The organism is Bradyrhizobium ganzhouense (genome assembly GCF_049949285.1).
Classification (GTDB): domain Bacteria; phylum Pseudomonadota; class Alphaproteobacteria; order Rhizobiales; family Xanthobacteraceae; genus Bradyrhizobium; species Bradyrhizobium ganzhouense.
The window spans coordinates 7,167,461-7,183,838 of the sequence record NZ_CP181318.1 but is presented as its reverse complement, the minus strand read 5'-3'; the positions used below and the strand labels follow the sequence as shown (position 1 = coordinate 7,183,838).

Here is a 16,378-nt window from a genome sequence, read left to right as displayed (position 1 = left end):
TGCTCAATAGCAGGCGGCCATCGCGCCGAGCTTCGGATAGAGCCGGTCGATCGCCGCAATCTCGCTTTGCATCTGCGTGATGATCCAGTCGCGGATCTCCGCGGCGATCGGGCGCATTGGCCGGTTGCGCGGCGGCAAGAATTCGCAGATGCGGCGGGTGGTGGTGAGCCTGTCGGAGGCCGGCACCAGCGCGCCGGTCAACAACCAGTGCGAGGCGACCGTCAGCCAGCCGAGCGCGATACCCTGGCCGAGCAGGGCCGCCTGCACCACGACGGCATAATCGGTGAAGCTCAACGCCTTGGCGGCGCCGCGGCGGCCGGTGAGCAGCGACGAATAATCCGCGGCCCAGTCGCCCGGCGTCTCGGCGAGGCGGATGATGGTGTTGCCTTCGGCGGAATCGGTCTCGTCGAGATAGCCGGGGCTGCACATCGGCAGCATGACTTCCTTCATCACCAGCGTTCCGCCCGACGACGGCTCGTCGCGATCGCGAAAACGCATGCCGAGGTCGACATTCTCGACCGCCCCGCGCAGCGCACCGGAGATCAGCTGGAAGCGCAGATCGACCTGTGGAAACTGCCGCTGCAGCTTGTCGATGCGCGGCATCAGCCAATGTGTGGTGAAGGCGGAGGAGACCGACAGCGTCACCGTCTCGGTGCCCTTGCGGCGCCGCTCGATCTCGGTGAGACCGGTCTCGATGCTGCGAAAGCCTTCGAGCACGCGGCGATAGAGCAGCTCGCCTTCCTCGGTCAGGACCGCACGGCCCGCTTTGCGGTCGAACAGGCGGACGCCAAGATGTTCCTCGAACTGGCCGAGCATGCGGCTCACCGCTGGCTGCGTGACATTCAATTCAGCGGCGGCCGCCGTGAAGCTGCCATTACGTGCCGCTGCGTCGAAGACGAACAGGGCGTTACTGGAAGGCAGCATCCGGCGCAGCTCGGGCATAACGTCATGTTATGAGGGCGGTGAGAATTTGGCAATTGCCGAGTTTTGCCAAGTCTGGTGTCATTGGCATCACAGCCTAAACACAGGGCGTTCGAGCGAAGATTTGGTGCGGCGCACGCTGTGCCAGCGAATGCTTCAAAACGCTGTCTATAATGCAGGCTTATGGCGCGCAGTGAGGCACGCCATTGCAGGGAACGAGGCGAGGTCGATCGTTGGACAAACGAGCGGAAAGCGTCGAGATCAGGTCTGCGAGCAAGGCGTACGGCGCCGTTCGCGCCCTCGACGACGTTTCCCTCAATGTCGGCGCCGGCGAGTTCGTCTCGCTGCTTGGTCCCTCCGGCTCCGGCAAGACCACGCTGCTCGGCATTCTGGGCGGCTTCATCCTGCCGACCTCAGGCACAATTCTGTTCGGCGGCCGCGACGTCACCTACATGCCACCGCACAAGCGCGACATCGGCGTCGTCTTCCAGAACTACGCGTTGTTCCCGCATATGAGCGTCGGCGAGAACGTCGCCTTTCCCTTGCGCGCGCGGCGCCTGCCGAAAGCGAACTGGCCCGACAAGGTGCACGCGGCGCTCGCGATGGTAGGCCTGACCGGCTACGAGGAGCGCGGCATCGCGCAGCTCTCCGGCGGCCAGCGCCAGCGGGTCGCGCTCGCGCGCGCCATGATCTTCGAGCCGCAGCTGATCCTGATGGACGAGCCGCTCTCCGCGCTCGACAAGCAGCTCCGCGAATCCATGCAGATCGAGCTGCGCGCGCTGCACCGGCGCATCGGCGCCACCATCATCTATGTCACCCACGACCAGCGCGAGGCGCTGACCATGAGCGACCGCGTTGCGGTGATGAAGGACGGCCGGCTGATCCAGATCGACGAGCCCGAGCGGCTGCATGATCATCCCGCCGATTCCTTTGTCGCGAGCTTTATCGGCGAGGCGACGATGCTGCCGGTCCGCCGCGTCGATGCCTCCAGCGTCGCGCTCGGCAATGCGCTTTTGCGCAGCGCCCGTGCCATTCCCGACGGCGACGCGCTGATGCTCGCCGTGCACAGCGAGAAGCTCCTGATCGACGACGGCGCGCAGGATGCCGCCTGCAATCGGCTGACCGGGACGGTCACCGATATCGTCTACCAGGGCGAGAGCCTGCGCATCTTTCTTTCGCTCACCGGCGGCATCGCGCTCAGCCTGCGCCAGCCGAGCTACCACCAGGCCTACAGCCGCATCCCGCCGCTCGGCGGCAGCCTCACCGTCACCCTTCACCCCGAGGACACCATCGTCGTGCCCCGGGTGGACTGACCAAAACCTTGTCCAACCGAGAGAAGAAACTGATATGTCGACCCAAGCCGCGTTCAGCAATTTCAAGGTTCTCACCTTCGACGTCGTCGGCACCTTGATCGATTTCGAAACCGGCGTGCTCTCCGCGGTGCGCAAGATCTCGGGCAAGACGCCGGCCGAGCTCAGCGACGAGCAGATCTTCGAGCCCTACAAGCGCGGCCGTGACAAGCATTACGAGCGCTCCAGCGAGGCGATGTTCCACGTCTATCGCCATCTCGCCACCGAGCTTGGGCTGCCGGCGGACGATGCGTCCTGCGATGTGTTCCAGCTCTCCGTGCTGCGCTGGGGGCCGTTCTTGGATTCGGTCGAAGCGCTGAAGCGCCTGCGCACGAAGTTTCGGCTGGTGGCGATGACTAATGCGGACCGTGTCGCGCTGTCCTGCTACGCACATGCGCTCGGCAATCCCTTCGACGACACTGTCTGCGCTGACGACACCGGCGTCGCAAAGCCGAATCCCGAGTTCTTCGCCTATAACAAGGGGCGTCAGTCCGCGTTCGGCTACAAGCAGTCCGATATCCTGCATGTCGCGCAGAGCCAGTATCACGACATCGGGATCGCGCGGAAACTCGGCTACAAGGTGTGCTGGATCGAACGCCGCCAGGGCGTCGCCGGATTCGGCGGCACGCCTGCCGTGGAGACGCTGACCAGGCCGGACTTCCATTTCCCGACGCTGAAGGCGCTGGCCGACGCGGCCATCGGGCCTGCGGCGTAATCCGTGAGTGCCGGCATGACACGGGACTGGAGCGCGCCGCCATCCGCCAATTCGCTGTGGGAAGCCACGGCGGAGCCGGCGCGCGCGTTTCCCGTGCTGTCCGGCGAGTATCAGGCGGATGTGGTGATCATCGGTGCGGGCTATACGGGGCTCTCCGCTGCGCACCACATCACCAAGAGCGGGCTGTCGCCGATCGTGCTGGAAGCGAACCGGCCCGGTTGGGGTGCGAGCGGCCGGAATGGCGGGGTGATCACCGCAAAGTTTCGGCTGTCGTTCCGCGAGATCGACGCCACCCATGGCCGCGCCATGGCGAAGCGGATGTACGAGATCGCGCATGAATCCACCGATATGGTCGAGGAGCTGGTCTCGGAGCTCGGCATCACCAGCGCCAACCTGACCCGCACCGGTCAGGTCAAGGCTGCGCATAACGAGACGACGCTGAAGGCCGCGATCGACGAAGCCAACTGGATGACGCGCGAGATGGGCTCTGCCGAGGTCCGCATCCTCGACAAGCGCGGCGTGCGCGACGAGACCGGCTCGGACATCTTTGTCGGCGGCGTGCTCAATCCCGGTTCGGGCGGTATTCATCCGCTGAACTATCTGCGTGGCCTTGCCGATGGCGTGGCGCGCCGCGGCGTTCCGATCTTCCAGGAATCGCCGGTTCTAAAACTCCGGCGCGACAAGGACGGCGTCGTCGCCGAGACGCCGCAAGGCGCGGTGCGCGCCAAACAGGCGATCATCGCCACCAACAGCTATTCGGATCTGACCGGCGCGACCGCGCATCTGCAGCGCACGCTGATCCCGTTTCGCAGCGCGCTGATCGCGACCGAACGGCTGCCGCGCAATCTCGCGGGACAATTGATGCCGACGGGACGCACCTACACCGAGACCAAGCGCATGATGCGCTGGTTCCGCATGGTCGACAACCGCGTCATCTTTGGCGGCCGTGGCGCGTTCGGAAAGCAGGATTCGCAAGCCGCCTTCGACGCGCTGCGCAAGGCGATGATCGGCATCTTTCCTGATCTGGCCGACGTCCCGCTCGAATACAAATGGTCAGGCCTGGTCGGCATGACCTTGGACTCTGTGCCGCATATCGGCCGGATCGACGACCGTACGCTGGTCTCGCTCGGCTACAACGGCGCGGGTGTGGCGATGTCGAGCTTGATGGGCCGCTATCTCGCCGCCTTCGTGCGCGGCGAGACGCCCGAGGTCGGGCTGCTCGACGTCAGCCGCATGAAGGCCATTCCGTTCTATCCGCTGCGCGAGCCCGCCGTGCGCATGGTCGCCGGCTGGTACCAGTTTCTCGATGCGATTGGTCAGTGAGATCTCTTTGGAGGAGGTGAGGATGACGATGAAGCAGAATCTGGGATTGGGCTGCGCGCTGCTGGGCGCGATCGGAATGACCACCGCGGCGAGCGGCGCCGAGCAGATCACCTTCGTCTCACAGGGCGGTGCCTATCAGCAGGCGCAGACGGTGGCGATCCTCGATCCCTCCGCCAAGAAGCTCGGCATCACCATCAACCAGGACTCCATCCCCGACGCCTGGCCCGCGATCAAGACGCAGGTCGGCAGCGGCAAGCCGATCTGGGACGTGGTGGATACGCCGACCGGCTATTGCCTGCGCGGCGGCGAGCAGGGGCTGATCGAAAAACTCGACTTCTCGAAGATTCCAAACGCGGCGGCGATGCCGGAGGCCTATCGCAGCCCTTATTCCGTCTCGTACGAATTCTATTCCAGCGTGCTGGCCTACAGCCAGAAGACGTTCCCGAAGGACGCGCCGAAGAGCTGGGCCGATTTCTGGGACGTCAAGAAATTCCCCGGCCGCCGTGCACTGCGTAATCATCCGATCGCCACGCTGGAAGCGGCGCTGATGGCCGACGGCGTTGCGCCCGACAAGCTTTACCCGCTCGATGTCGACCGCGCCTTCAAGAAGCTGGAGGAGATCAAGCCCAACATCACGGTGTGGTGGACCTCAGGTGCACAGTCGGCGCAGCTGCTCAATGACGGAGAGGTCGACATGGAGATGGCCTGGAACGGCCGCGTCAGCGCGGTCGCGAAGGAAGGCGCCAAGGTGTCCTTCACCTACAACCAGGGCATCCTGCAGAGCACCTCGCTGTGCATCCTCAAGGGCGCGCCGAACCTCGACACCGCCGTGAAATTCCTCAATGAGGCCGTCGATCCCGTGCACCAGGCCAATCTGCCGCTGAACATCGATTATGGCCCGGGCAATCCGAAGGCGTTCGAGACCAGCGTGATCAAGCCCGAGCGCGCCGCGCAATTGCCGAGCGAGCCGGCCAATGCGGCCAAGCAGGCGCTGATGTCCTACGCCTGGTGGTCGTCGCCCGCGGGCGAAGCCGCCGAGAAGCGCTGGGCGTCGTTTATGCAGAAGTAGGTGAGGCAGCCTTGGCGACATCCGTGCCAGATCCATCGCAAAAGCATCAGCGCCGTGAGCACGGCCTGATGCTGGCATTGGTGTCGCCGGCGCTGCTCGTGATCCTGCTTTTGATCGTGCTGCCGGTCGGCTGGCTGGCCTGGCAGTCGATCTACCATGACGGCTTCACGCTGGAGAACTATCGCCGCGTCTTCACCGAGGACATCTACTGGCGAAGCTTTGCGCTGACTTTCGAGATCAGCCTCGCGGTCACCGTCATCGCGCTGCTGCTCGGCTATCCCGTGGCTTATCTTGCCAATTCCGTGCCGAAGGGGTGGAGCATCCTGATCCTGTCGCTGGTGGTGCTGCCGTTCTGGACCAGCGTGCTGGTGCGCGCCTATGCGTGGCTGGCGCTGCTCCAGCGCACCGGCGTGATCAATCAGTTTTTGCGTTATCTCGACGTGATCGGCGAACCGCTCGCCCTCGTGCACAACACGTTCGGCGTGGTGGTGGCGACGGTGCACATCCTGCTGCCGTTCATGGTGCTGCCGCTCTACGCCACCATGCAGAAGATCCCCGGCGATCTTATGCAGGCCGGCGCCAGCCTGGGTGCGAGCCCGTCGCTGACGTTTGTCCGCGTGTTCCTGCCGTTGTCGCTGCCGGGCGTGCTCGCGGGCTGCACCATGGTGTTCGTGCTTTGCCTCGGCTTCTACATCACGCCGGAACTGCTCGGCGGCGGCCGCACGGTGATGGTGTCGATGCTGGTGAGCCGCAATGTCGAGCTCTATAACCAGTTCGGTGCGGCGAGCGCGGTCGCAGTGGTTCTGCTCTTAAGCGTGCTCCTGATCTTCGCCGTCGTCAGCCGCTTCATTTCCCTCGATCGCATATTGGGGCAGAAATGACGCGCATCTCGCCCGCCCGAATTGCCCTCTACGTCATCAGTACGCTGGTGCTGGTCTATCTGATCCTCCCCGTTCTGATCATCGCCCCGATCTCGTTCTCCAGCGCGCGCTTCCTGACTTTCCCGCCGCCGTCGTTCTCGCTGCGCTGGTACCAGCAATATTTCGCCAATCCGGCCTGGATGCAGGCGACGCAGGTGACGCTGACGGTTGCGCTCCTCACGGTGGTGATCGCAACGCCGTGTGGCGTCGCCGCTGCCTACGCCATCAGCCAGTCGAAGCTCCGCATCATGCGGGTGATCCACATGGCGCTGCTGCTGCCGCTGGTGGTGCCGATCATCATCACCGCGGTCGGCATCTTCTTCGTCTATGCCAAGGTCGGCCTGGTCGCGACCTTGCCGGGCCTCGTGCTGGCCAATGTGATGCTGGGCTTGCCCTACGTCGTCATCTCGGTGCTCGCAGGCATGCAAAGCTTTGACCCCGCGCAGGAGATGGTGGCGCGCAGCCTCGGCATGAGCCGCCTGCGCAGCTTCTTCGCGGTGACGCTGCCGCAGATCAAGTCCAGCGTGGTCGCCGGCGGTATCTTCGCCTTCATCTCGGCGATGGACGAGACCATCGTCGCGCTGTTCATCTCCGGCGGCCAGTATCAGCCGCTGACCAAGCGCATGTTCACTGCGCTGCGCGACGAGATCGACCCCACCATCGCGGCCATCTCGACACTGATGACGGCGGCGTCGTTCATGCTGGTGCTCGCGGCAAGCGCGCGGCAGAAGAGGGGTGGGTGAGGGCGGAGCCCCCTCGTCGTCCCGGCGAAGGCCGGGACCATACCGCGTGATCTAGCGAGGAAGGGCGGTGTTCGTACCGACGAAGGTTAACTGCGAGCTTTCGCCGAACTTCTCCCTGGGAGTATGGGTCCCGGCCTTCGCCGGGACGACAGCGAAATTGTGGGTTCGCCTCTGCTTCACCCCTTCGCCAGCCACGCCAAGATCATCTCCACAATCTGGCTCCTGCTCCTCGCCAGCACCTTGGGCTCGCTGAGGTCGCGGTCGAACAGCGCCCCAAAAGTGTGGCGGTTGGCGACGCGGAAGAAGCAGTAGGAGGAGATGGCCAGATGCAGGTCGATAGCGTCGACATCGTCGCGGAAGGCGCCTTCCGCGCGGCCGCGCTTCAAAATGCCGTCGAGCGTTGCGATCACGCTGGCGTTGAGCTGGCGCAATTGCAGATTCTGCTTCAGGTGTTTGCCGTGGTGGATGTTCTCGATTGAGACGAGGCGGATGAAGTTCGGATTGCGTTCGTCGTGGTCGAAGGTCGCCTCGATCAGCCGGCGCAGGCCCTCGCGCGCGTCGCAGCTGGCGATGTCGAGCTGATCCTCCAGCGCGCGGATGCTGCGATAGGCTTCTTCCAGCACGGCGAGGTAGAGCTGCTCCTTGCCGCCGAAATAGTAATAGATCATCCGTTTCGAGGTGCGCGTCCGCGCCGCGATCGCGTCGACGCGGGCGCCGGAATAGCCCTCCGAGGCGAATTCGGCCATCGCGACTTCGAGGATGTCGCGCTTGGTGCGCTCGGGGTCGTTGGTGCGCTTCGATGGGGGTGGCATGCGCTCGAGCATCACTGTTTCTCCCGCCCGCTTCTATGGATCACCTTGAATGTGAAGGCAAATTTCGGCCAATCCGACGTCTTTCGTCGCGGGCTTGCGTAAACGTACTAGTTCGTACATTATGTGACGAAACCAAGGTTGCGGCAACCAAAAGCAAAAAACGCGCGCACGGCCGGACGGGCATGACGCGGGACGCAACCGCCATCACACACGGGGAGGAATTTTGATGAGCTCGACCTCAATCGCGTCGCTGCACGCGCCGTCCAGCGCGGACGTCTCGCAAGCCAAGCTGCCGAAGCGCGCCGCGCTCGTCAGCTTCGTCGGCAGCATGCTCGAATACTACGACTTCTTCATCTACGGCACCGCGGCGGCGCTGATCTTTCCAAAAGTGTTCTTCGCCAATGTCGATCCGTCGACCGGCACGCTGCTCGCGCTGCTGTCGTTCGGCATCGGCTACATCGCGCGGCCCGTCGGCGCCGTCATCCTCGGCCATTTCGGCGACCGCATCGGCCGCAAGACGGTGCTGCTGTTCACGCTGGTGGTGATGGGCGCTTCGACGCTCGCGATCGGCCTGTTGCCGGATGCCAAGACGATCGGCAACGCCGCCCCCATCATCCTGACGCTGCTGCGCCTGTTGCAGGGCCTGTCGGCCGCCGGCGAGCAGAGCGGGGCGAATTCGCTGACGCTGGAGCATTCCGCCAACTCCAACCGCGCTTTCTTCACGAGCTGGACGCTGAGCGGCACCCAGGCCGGCGCGATCCTGGCGACGCTGGTGTTCATTCCCGTCTCCAGCATGCCGGAGGATCAGCTGCTGAGCTGGGGCTGGCGCATTCCGTTCCTGCTCTCCGCGCTGGTGCTGCTGGTGGCCTATCTGGTGCGGCGGACCATGCCGGAAACGCCCGTCTTCGAAGACATCAAGGACAAGGCGCAGGTGGCGCGTTTCCCCGTGGTCACTCTGCTGCGCGACTACTGGCCCGACGTGCTGCGCGTCATCGTCTGCGCGCTGATCGCGACCGTTAGCACCATGACCGCGGTGTTTGCGCTCGGCTATGCCACCAGCAAGTTCGGCGTCGCGCGTCCGACCATGCTGTGGGCTGGCGTGCTCGGCAATGTCGTGGCGCTGTTCGCCCAGCCGCTCTGGGCCTTGCTCGCCGACAGGATCGGCCGCAAGCCGGTGTTCATCGGCGGCGTGCTCGGCTGCGCCGTGCTGCTGTTCCCCTATTTCATGCTGGTGACGTCGGGCAGCACGCCCGCGATCTTCGCCGCGGCGATCGGCTTGTACATCATCTACTCCGCGCCCAACGCGATCTGGCCGTCGTTCTATGCTGAGATGTTCGAGGCACGGGTGCGCTATTCCGGCACCGCGATCGGCACCCAGCTCGGCTTCCTTGCCGCCGGCTTCACGCCGCTGGTGAGCGCGAGCCTCGTCGGCGAAGGACCGAACGGCTGGATCCCGGTTGCGATCTTCGTCGCCGGTTGCTGCGTCGCTTCGGCCGCGGCCGCATCGACCGCGCGCGAAACCCATAAGGTCGACATCGCCGATCTCGGCAAGCGGCGCACATAAGAGGCAACGTTCAAATGTTGACCAACGCAGTTCCGACCACGCTCGGCCCGATCATCGGGGCCGGGCAGGGGACCGTCCGCGCCTTCAAGGGCGTGCCGTTCGCAACCGCGCGGCGCTTCGCCAGGGCGACACTGCCGCCAGCGTGGACGGAGCCGCGCCAATGCACGGATTACGGCGCTTATGCGCCGCAGCCCGGCCATCTCGATCAGCCGGAAGAATCCTGTCTCAGCTTGAACATCTGGACGCCCGCGGGCGCGAAGCGCCCATTGCCGGTGCTGTTCTTCATCCATGGCGGCGCCTTCGTCACCGGCGGCGGCGCCGACTATGACGGCGCCTTCCTCGCCGCGCACGGCCCGGCCGTCATCGTCACCATCAACTACCGGCTCGGCCCGCTCGGCTTCCTGCAGCTGCATCGCCATGGATTAAGCGAGGCCAACAATCTCGCCATCTCGGATTCGCTTGCCGCGCTCGACTGGGTCCAAGCCAATATCGCTCATTTCGGCGGTGATCCGGACCAGCTGACGCTGTCGGGCCAGTCAGCCGGCGCGTCGATGGTGATTGCGCTCGCAACGCTGCCGCAGGCCAAGGGCAAATTCGCGCGCGCGCTCGCGCTGAGTGCGCCGGGGCGCAACATCATGAGCGCCGACCATGCCGACCACGTCGCGCGCCGCGTACTGGCCGAACTCGAGCACGACGCGAGCGGGATCGCCTCCGTGCCGTTGCCAAAACTCTTCGCCGCGGTCGAGCGCGTCGGCCGCAGAATCGCTGATGAAACCACCTCAGGCACCGTGTTCGGCCCGGTGCTCGACGGCACCGTGATCTCGCGCGAGCCGCGCGATGTCTTCGCTGATGGCAGCTTGCGCGACATTCCGCTCTGGCTCGGCTCCTGCCGCGACGAGATGGTGATGTTCCTTAAGAGCACGCCGCCGGCCGCGATGATCCGCACCACCGAGCGCAATGTGCGCGCCGCCTTCGGCGATGCCGGGTGGGAGCGGCTGCTCGCCTGTTATCGCGGCTCGGCGCGCGTTGACGAGGATCCGTACGAGGCGCTGTTGTCGGATGCGTTCTGGCACCGCCCGATGGCCGATCTTGCGCGAAGCCACGCAGCCGCGGGTGGCGCGGTGTGGCTGAGCCGGTTCGATCATCGCCCCGCGCTAGAACCGTTCCTGTCGCAAGGGCCGACCCACGGTGCGGACAATGCCTGCCTCTGGGCGCATCTGCCCGACTTCATCGATCGCCCGATCCTGAAGCGCAAGGGCGGCCCGATGACCCCGGCCGATATCGACGTCGCGGCGCGGTTTCAGACGAGTCTGCTGCGCTTCGTGACGTCAGGTGCGCCCGATGTCGCTGAAGCCTGGCCGCGGTTCGAGCTGCCCAAGGAGCCGCTCGCAATCTTCGGCCAGCCGTTTCATATTGTGCCTCTCAACGAAGGCATGCGCTCCCGCCTGTGGGCGGAACTGAGCACCGGCACCAACGATAAAAACAACATCAGGGAGGCCGTATGAGCATCTTGAACAGGAATGCTACGTGTTCCGCTATGTCGATCGCTTCGCTCCTTGTGATGCTGGCGGCTTCGTCCGCATCAGCGCAGATCGTCGCGACGCCTGTTCCCGGAGATCCCGTCAGCATCGATAGCGGCGCCGTCTCCGGCAAGGTGCTGCCGTCGAACGTAAGGGCCTATTTCGGCATTCCCTTTGCCGCGCCGCCGCTCGGCGATCTGCGCTGGCGCGCGCCGCAAAAGGTCGAGGCGTGGAAGGGCGTCTATCACGCCGACCGGCTGGCGCCGGAATGCATCCAGGTGCTGCGCCGGCACAATCTCAATCATTATTTCGGCGAGGAGGCGACCAGCGAGAACTGCCTCTATCTGAACATTTGGGCGAGCGCCGATGCCAAGCAAGGTGCGAAGCTTCCGGTCGTGGTCTGGATCTATGGCGGTGGCTTCACGCTCGGCTCCAGCGGCATGGCGATGTATGACGGCGAGAACGTCGCCAGGAAAGGCACGGTCTTCGTCAGCTTCAACTACCGCGTCGGCATCTTGGGCAATCTCGCCCATCCCGAACTGACCGCGGAGTCGCAAAACCATGCCTCCGGCAATTACGGCCTGATGGACCAGGTCGCGGCGCTGCAATGGGTCAAGCGCAACATCGCGCAGTTCCGCGGCGACCCTGACAATGTCACCATCACCGGACAGTCGGCCGGTGCGATGTCGGTGTCGGCGCTGGAAGCGAGCCCATTGGCGAAGGGCCTGTTCAATCGCGGTTTCGCGATGAGCCTGAGCATGTTCGACAACCGCTTCAAATTCCCGGCGCTGCCGGCGGCCGAGAAGATCGGCCTCGAGGTGCAGTCTGCGCTTGGCGCATCGTCGTTGGCCGAGATGCGGCAGATCCAGGCCGACAAGATTCTGGCGATCCAGAAGGACTGCCAGCTCGGCTGCGCCGGTACGATCTCGGTCACGCCCGATATCGACGGCTATGTGCTGCCTGACACCGTTCCGAACATCTTTGCCGCGGGCAAGCAGAACGACGTCGCCACCGTCGCCGGCTTCACCAGCGACGAAAGCTCGAACGATTTGCGTACCGCGGGAACGCTCGAAGCTTATGTCGCGGCTGCGCGAAAACTCTATGGCGACCAGGCCGACCGCTTCCTCGCGCTCTATCCTGCCAAGACCGACGGCGAGGCGAAGGCGATGGGTCTGCTCGCCGCGCGCGAGGGCCTGGTCGAGATCGGCACGCGCAACTGGGCCGAAGCCCAGGCGAAGACCGGCAGGGCGCCGTTCTACATGTACATGTTCTCGCGGGTGCATCCCTTCGCGCCGGGTGTGGAATTCTTCGACAGCCCGCAGAAGATCGGCGCCTATCACACCTCTGATGTGCCTTACTGGTTCGGAACGCAGGACGCCTTCAACAAATTTCGCACCACGCGCAACTGGACCGAGTTCGACCGCGCGCTGTCCGAACGCATGATGGACACGCTCGTTGCCTTCGCGCGATCAGGCAATCCCGCCACACCGGCAACGCCATGGCCGCAATGGGTTGAGGGAAACCAGAACTACATCGAGTTCGGAGATAATAGCGGCGTGCGCGAGGAGAACCGGGCGCGACTCGATTTCCACACGCCTGCCAACGTCACGCCCTCGACGCCGCGGATCTCGCGCGACTAGCGCGAATGCGATTGCCCTGCGCCGTCGGGGCGACTGCAATCCGTCAGGCTACCGGATCCTCCGAACGGCTCCGCTCACGCGGCGCCAGCGGCGGTGCGCGCTTCAGGGGAGCGTCCTCTCGTGGCGCCGTGTCGCTGTCTGAGACCTGCTTGACCGGCGCGGGGCCGGTGTCGCGCCAGGCGACAATCCAGATCAGAAAGCCCAGGACCGCCAGCCCGGCGCCGACGGGACCCGTGGAGGTCCAGCCGAAGCCCTGGCGAATGGCGAGGCCGCCGAGGAACGGACCCAGCGCATTGGCGGTATTGAACGCCGAATGGTTGAGCGCGGCAGCAAGCCCCTGTGCATCTCCGGCAACGTCCATCAGCCGCGTTTGCAAGACGGCTCCAAGCGCGACGCTGGCGCCGATCGCAAAAATGTCGATTGCGAGCAGCCAGGGATTGCCGGCGGCAAGCGGAAAGGCCAGCAGCGCCACGAATGCGAACACCAGGATGCCGCCTGCCGTCGGCATCAGCGCGCGGTCGGCGAAGCGCGGCACGACCAGATTGCCGAGTGTGGCGCCGATGCCGAAGATCGCCAGGAAGAACGGAATGACCTCGGTGCTGACCTTGGTGACCTCGATCAACGTTGTCGCCAGATAAGTATATACGGCGAACATGCCGCCGAAGCCGATCGCGCCGATCGCGAGCGTATTCCAGACGCGGCGGCTCCTGAGCGCGCCGAGCTCGCGCAGCGGATCCGACCGGCCAGCCTGGTCGCGCGGCGCGAACAGTGCGCAGAGCAGCATCGTGAGCAGCGCCAGCACCGACACGAGGCCAAAACTCGCGCGCCAGCCGACCGCCTGCCCAATCAGATTGGCCAGGGGAACGCCGATAATGGTGGCGACGGTCAGGCCCAGCATCACCTGGCCAACCGCCTGCGAACGGCGATGTTGCGGAACGAGCGAGGCCGCAACCAGCGCGGCGATGCCGAAATAGGCGCCGTGGGGCAGGCCCGAGAGAAAGCGGGCGGCGATCATTGCGCCGAACCCGGGTGCAAGCGCGGTGAGGGCGTTGCCGAGCGCGAACACGGCCATCAGGGCCAGCAGCTGCGTACGCCGCGCGAACTTCGCGCCCAGCACGGCAATCAGCGGCGCGCCGAGCACCACGCCCAGCGCATAGGCGCTGATCGCGTGTCCGGCCGTCGGCTCGTCGATATGAAGGTCAGCCGCGAAGAACGGCAGCAGGCTCATCGATGCGAATTCGGTCGTCCCGATCGCAAAGCCGCCCATCGCAAGCGAGAACAGGACGATGGCGAGATGAGGGGGCGCGGAAGCCGGCTTCGATGGCGCGCTTGGCGAGGTCGCGTGAGGCGAGGGCGTCATGTGTCCTGCATTGGTGGCGTCGAGGGGAACCAGCCCGGCAAACGTCGCCACCCCTGCAGCTTTTATGCACTCTACTTAAACCCGCATCAGTCCGCGTCAACACCGGAAGCGCCACGTAAGGCAGAGCGCATATCAGCGTCCCGGTTTGCTCGGGGCATCCGCGTCAATGTGTCTCGTGAAACCGGCTCAAAAACGCCTTCAGCCGTTCGCTGCGCGGCTGGCGAATGGTCTCGTCCGGGGTGCCGATCTCGGCCATGACGCCGTCGTTCATGAAGCCGACGCGGGTGGAGACGTCGGCGGCGAAGGCCATCTCATGGGTGACCAGCACCATGGTCATGCCTTCGGCGGCGAGGCTGCGGATCACGGAGAGCACTTCGCCGACCAGTTCGGGATCGAGCGCCGAGGTCGGCTCGTCGAACAGCATCACGTCGGGCTTCATCGCGAGCGCCCGCGCGATGGCGACGCGCTGCTTCTGGCCGCCGGACAGGCGGCTCGGAAACGCGTCGGCCTTGTCGGCGAGGCCGACTTTTGCCAGGAGGTCGCGGCCGAGTGCGTCGGCCTCGTTCTGCGCCATGCCCTTTACCTGCACAGGGCCCTCGGTGACGTTTGATAGCACCGACATGTGCGGGAACAGATTGAAATGCTGGAACACCATGCCGACGCTGCGTCGAAGCAGCGCAAGCTGGGCATCGCCCGCGGCGCGCACGCCCTTGCCGAAAGAGAATCTGTGCGAGCCGATCGCAAGCTCGCCCTGCTGCGGCATTTCGAGCAGGTTGAGGCAGCGCAGGAAGGTCGACTTGCCGGAGCCGGAGGCGCCGATCAGGGTGACGACCTCGCCGCGCGCGACCGAGAGCGAGACGCCGTTGAGCACCTCGTGGTCGCCGAACGCCTTGTGGATGTTGTTTGCGACCAGAGCGTTCATCGATGCGCTCCCATCTTGAGCTCGACCCTATCGGCGACCAGCGTCAGCGGGAACAGCACGACGAAATAAAGCACGGCGATCGTGGTGTAGACCTCGAGCGGCTTATAGCTCGACGCGGTGATCACCGTGCCCTGGTAGAGCAGGTCGCCGACCGCGACCACCGACACCAGCGAGGTGTTTTTCAACTGCATGATGGTCTGGTTGATGAAGGAGGGGATCATCACTTGCGTCGCCTGCGGCAGCACGATGCGGCGAAAGATCCTGCCGCGGCGCATGCCGATGGCGCGGCCGGCCTCCCACTGGCCGGTGTCAACGGCCTCGATGCCGCCGCGGAAGATTTCGGCGTAGAACGAGCCGGCATAGAGCGACAACGCGATGAAGCAGGCCATCGCCGGTGACATGTCGACGCCGATCAGGACGGGCAGGGCGTAATAGACCCAGATCAGCTGCACGAGTAACGGCGTGCAGCGGAACACCTCGATATAGAAACGCAGCGGCACCGTGACCCAACGCGGCGCCGTCGTGCGCAGAATCCCGACGAACAGTCCGATGGCGAGACCCGCGACCACCGTGGTCACCGTGTAGAACAGGGTGACCAGGAGCCCTTGCCAGATCAGGCCCCAATACGGCTTGAGGGCCGCGAAGTCCCAGACATACATGATCGATCAGAACTGAACTTCGGGCGGGAGATCGTCGGCGGTAAGGCCGACCGCTTCGAAGCCTTTGAGCATCCATTCGCGGGTCTGGCCCATCGAACGGTTGTAGTCGGCCCAGGCGCTGAGGAAGTCCTTGTAGCGGCGGTCGCTCTCGGCCCGGATGCCCATGTTGGTCGGCAGCGTCAGCAGCGGGCGCGGGATGGCGAGATCGCCGAGGTTCGGGTTCTTCTTCAGGGTCGAGACGGACAGCACGGCGAGCGAGACGTTGCAGTCGGCACGCCCGGTCGCAACCGCAAGGATCGCCTCGTCGCGGTTTTTGAAGCCGAGGATGTTCGCCTTCGGGCAATAGCGGCGCGCGATGGTCTCGTGCGTCGATCCGATGTCGACGGCGATCTTGACCTCGGGCTTGTTGAGGTCGGCCCAGGTCTGCGGCTTGGCAAAGCCCTTCTTGGTGATGACGGTGAAGGAGTGCACCAGGATCGGCGTCGAGAAGTCGATGACGAGGGCGCGCTCCGGCGTCGGGTTCACGGCGAAGGCGAGGTCGACCTTGTCGGCCTGGAGATCGAGGATCTGGTTGCCCCAGGTCGATTCCAGCGTCTCGAGCTTGGCCCCTAACTTGCTCGCGATGTCCTTGGCCATATCGATGCAGGCGCCCGACCATTCGTTGGTGGCGAGATCCTTGTGGAAGTAGGGCTCCTGTCCGACGATGACGGCAACCCGCAGCACGCCATTCTTCTTGATGCGGTCGAGCGTGGAGGTCGGTGCGTCGGCCTTGGCCGAACCGCTTGCGGCAGCCATCGCAGCGCCCGCGAGCGCGACAGTGGTGAGAGCGTCCCTGCGATTCATGGTCTCTGTCTCCCTGGA

At 64.8% G+C, this 16,378-nt stretch carries 15 protein-coding genes; 9 read left to right on the top strand and 6 right to left on the bottom strand.

Annotated elements, in window-relative coordinates; all coding sequences use genetic code 11:
- Nucleotides 1-3: 3 nt before the first annotated feature.
- Nucleotides 4-942: a LysR family transcriptional regulator gene (locus ACLFLU_RS33285; RefSeq protein ID WP_426408940.1), complete on the bottom strand. Its 939-nt coding sequence runs from the start codon at nt 940-942 to the stop codon at nt 4-6.
- A 212-nt stretch (nt 943-1,154) separates the two neighbouring features.
- Here ACLFLU_RS33285 and ACLFLU_RS33280 point away from each other — a divergent pair, with 212 nt between their 5' ends.
- From ACLFLU_RS33280 to ACLFLU_RS33255, 6 genes are all read left to right on the top strand, one after another.
- On the top strand, nt 1,155-2,234 hold the full coding sequence (locus ACLFLU_RS33280) for an ABC transporter ATP-binding protein (protein ID WP_426408939.1): 1,080 nt from the start codon (nt 1,155-1,157) through the stop codon (nt 2,232-2,234).
- A 34-nt stretch (nt 2,235-2,268) separates the two neighbouring features.
- Nucleotides 2,269-2,985 (top strand): HAD family hydrolase, encoded by a 717-nt coding sequence (locus ACLFLU_RS33275; RefSeq protein ID WP_426408938.1) that lies wholly within the window; start codon nt 2,269-2,271, stop codon nt 2,983-2,985.
- Between the two features lie 15 nt (nt 2,986-3,000).
- Nucleotides 3,001-4,308 (top strand): NAD(P)/FAD-dependent oxidoreductase, encoded by a 1,308-nt coding sequence (locus ACLFLU_RS33270; RefSeq protein WP_426408937.1) that lies wholly within the window; start codon nt 3,001-3,003, stop codon nt 4,306-4,308.
- Between the two features lie 22 nt (nt 4,309-4,330).
- Nucleotides 4,331-5,377, top strand: a complete 1,047-nt coding sequence (locus ACLFLU_RS33265) for an ABC transporter substrate-binding protein (RefSeq protein WP_426408936.1) — start codon at nt 4,331-4,333, stop codon at nt 5,375-5,377.
- Between the two features lie 68 nt (nt 5,378-5,445).
- On the top strand, nt 5,446-6,258 hold the full coding sequence (locus ACLFLU_RS33260) for an ABC transporter permease (RefSeq protein ID WP_426414124.1): 813 nt from the start codon (nt 5,446-5,448) through the stop codon (nt 6,256-6,258).
- A complete protein-coding gene (locus ACLFLU_RS33255; RefSeq protein ID WP_426408935.1) occupies nt 6,255-7,040 on the top strand; it encodes an ABC transporter permease in 786 nt (261 codons plus the stop codon). The genes ACLFLU_RS33260 and ACLFLU_RS33255 overlap by 4 nt, the downstream gene beginning before the upstream one ends.
- Before the next feature lie 176 nt (nt 7,041-7,216).
- On the opposite strand, the gene ACLFLU_RS33250 is transcribed toward ACLFLU_RS33255, so the two are convergent.
- Complete coding sequence (locus ACLFLU_RS33250; protein ID WP_426408934.1) at nt 7,217-7,864, bottom strand: TetR/AcrR family transcriptional regulator; 648 nt, start codon at nt 7,862-7,864, stop codon at nt 7,217-7,219.
- Between the two features lie 214 nt (nt 7,865-8,078).
- On the opposite strand from ACLFLU_RS33250, the gene ACLFLU_RS33245 reads away from it, so the two are divergent.
- From ACLFLU_RS33245 to ACLFLU_RS33235, 3 genes are read left to right on the top strand one after another with little or no spacing between them, the layout of a single operon-like run.
- Nucleotides 8,079-9,416 carry an MFS transporter gene (locus tag ACLFLU_RS33245; protein WP_426408933.1) on the top strand — a complete coding sequence of 446 codons (1,338 nt, stop codon included), beginning with the start codon at nt 8,079-8,081 and terminating at the stop codon, nt 9,414-9,416.
- A 14-nt stretch (nt 9,417-9,430) separates the two neighbouring features.
- Nucleotides 9,431-10,921 (top strand): carboxylesterase/lipase family protein, encoded by a 1,491-nt coding sequence (locus tag ACLFLU_RS33240; RefSeq protein ID WP_426408932.1) that lies wholly within the window; start codon nt 9,431-9,433, stop codon nt 10,919-10,921.
- Between the two features lie 32 nt (nt 10,922-10,953).
- Nucleotides 10,954-12,576 carry a carboxylesterase/lipase family protein gene (locus tag ACLFLU_RS33235; protein ID WP_426408931.1) on the top strand — a complete coding sequence of 541 codons (1,623 nt, stop codon included), beginning with the start codon at nt 10,954-10,956 and terminating at the stop codon, nt 12,574-12,576.
- Nucleotides 12,577-12,619: 43 nt separating this feature from the next.
- Here the strand turns inward: ACLFLU_RS33235 and ACLFLU_RS33230 are convergent, their stop codons facing one another.
- The 4 genes from ACLFLU_RS33230 to ACLFLU_RS33215 form a co-directional block, all read right to left on the bottom strand.
- On the bottom strand, nt 12,620-13,936 hold the full coding sequence (locus ACLFLU_RS33230) for an MFS transporter (RefSeq protein ID WP_426414123.1): 1,317 nt from the start codon (nt 13,934-13,936) through the stop codon (nt 12,620-12,622).
- A 163-nt stretch (nt 13,937-14,099) separates the two neighbouring features.
- Complete coding sequence (locus ACLFLU_RS33225) at nt 14,100-14,858, bottom strand: amino acid ABC transporter ATP-binding protein (protein ID WP_426408930.1); 759 nt, start codon at nt 14,856-14,858, stop codon at nt 14,100-14,102.
- Complete coding sequence (locus ACLFLU_RS33220; protein WP_426408929.1) at nt 14,855-15,517, bottom strand: amino acid ABC transporter permease; 663 nt, start codon at nt 15,515-15,517, stop codon at nt 14,855-14,857. Before ACLFLU_RS33220 ends, ACLFLU_RS33225 begins: the two co-directional genes overlap by 4 nt.
- A gap of 6 nt (nt 15,518-15,523) precedes the next feature.
- Entirely contained in the window at nt 15,524-16,360 is an 837-nt protein-coding gene (locus ACLFLU_RS33215) for a transporter substrate-binding domain-containing protein (protein WP_426408928.1), read from the bottom strand.
- Nucleotides 16,361-16,378 lie beyond the last annotated feature (18 nt).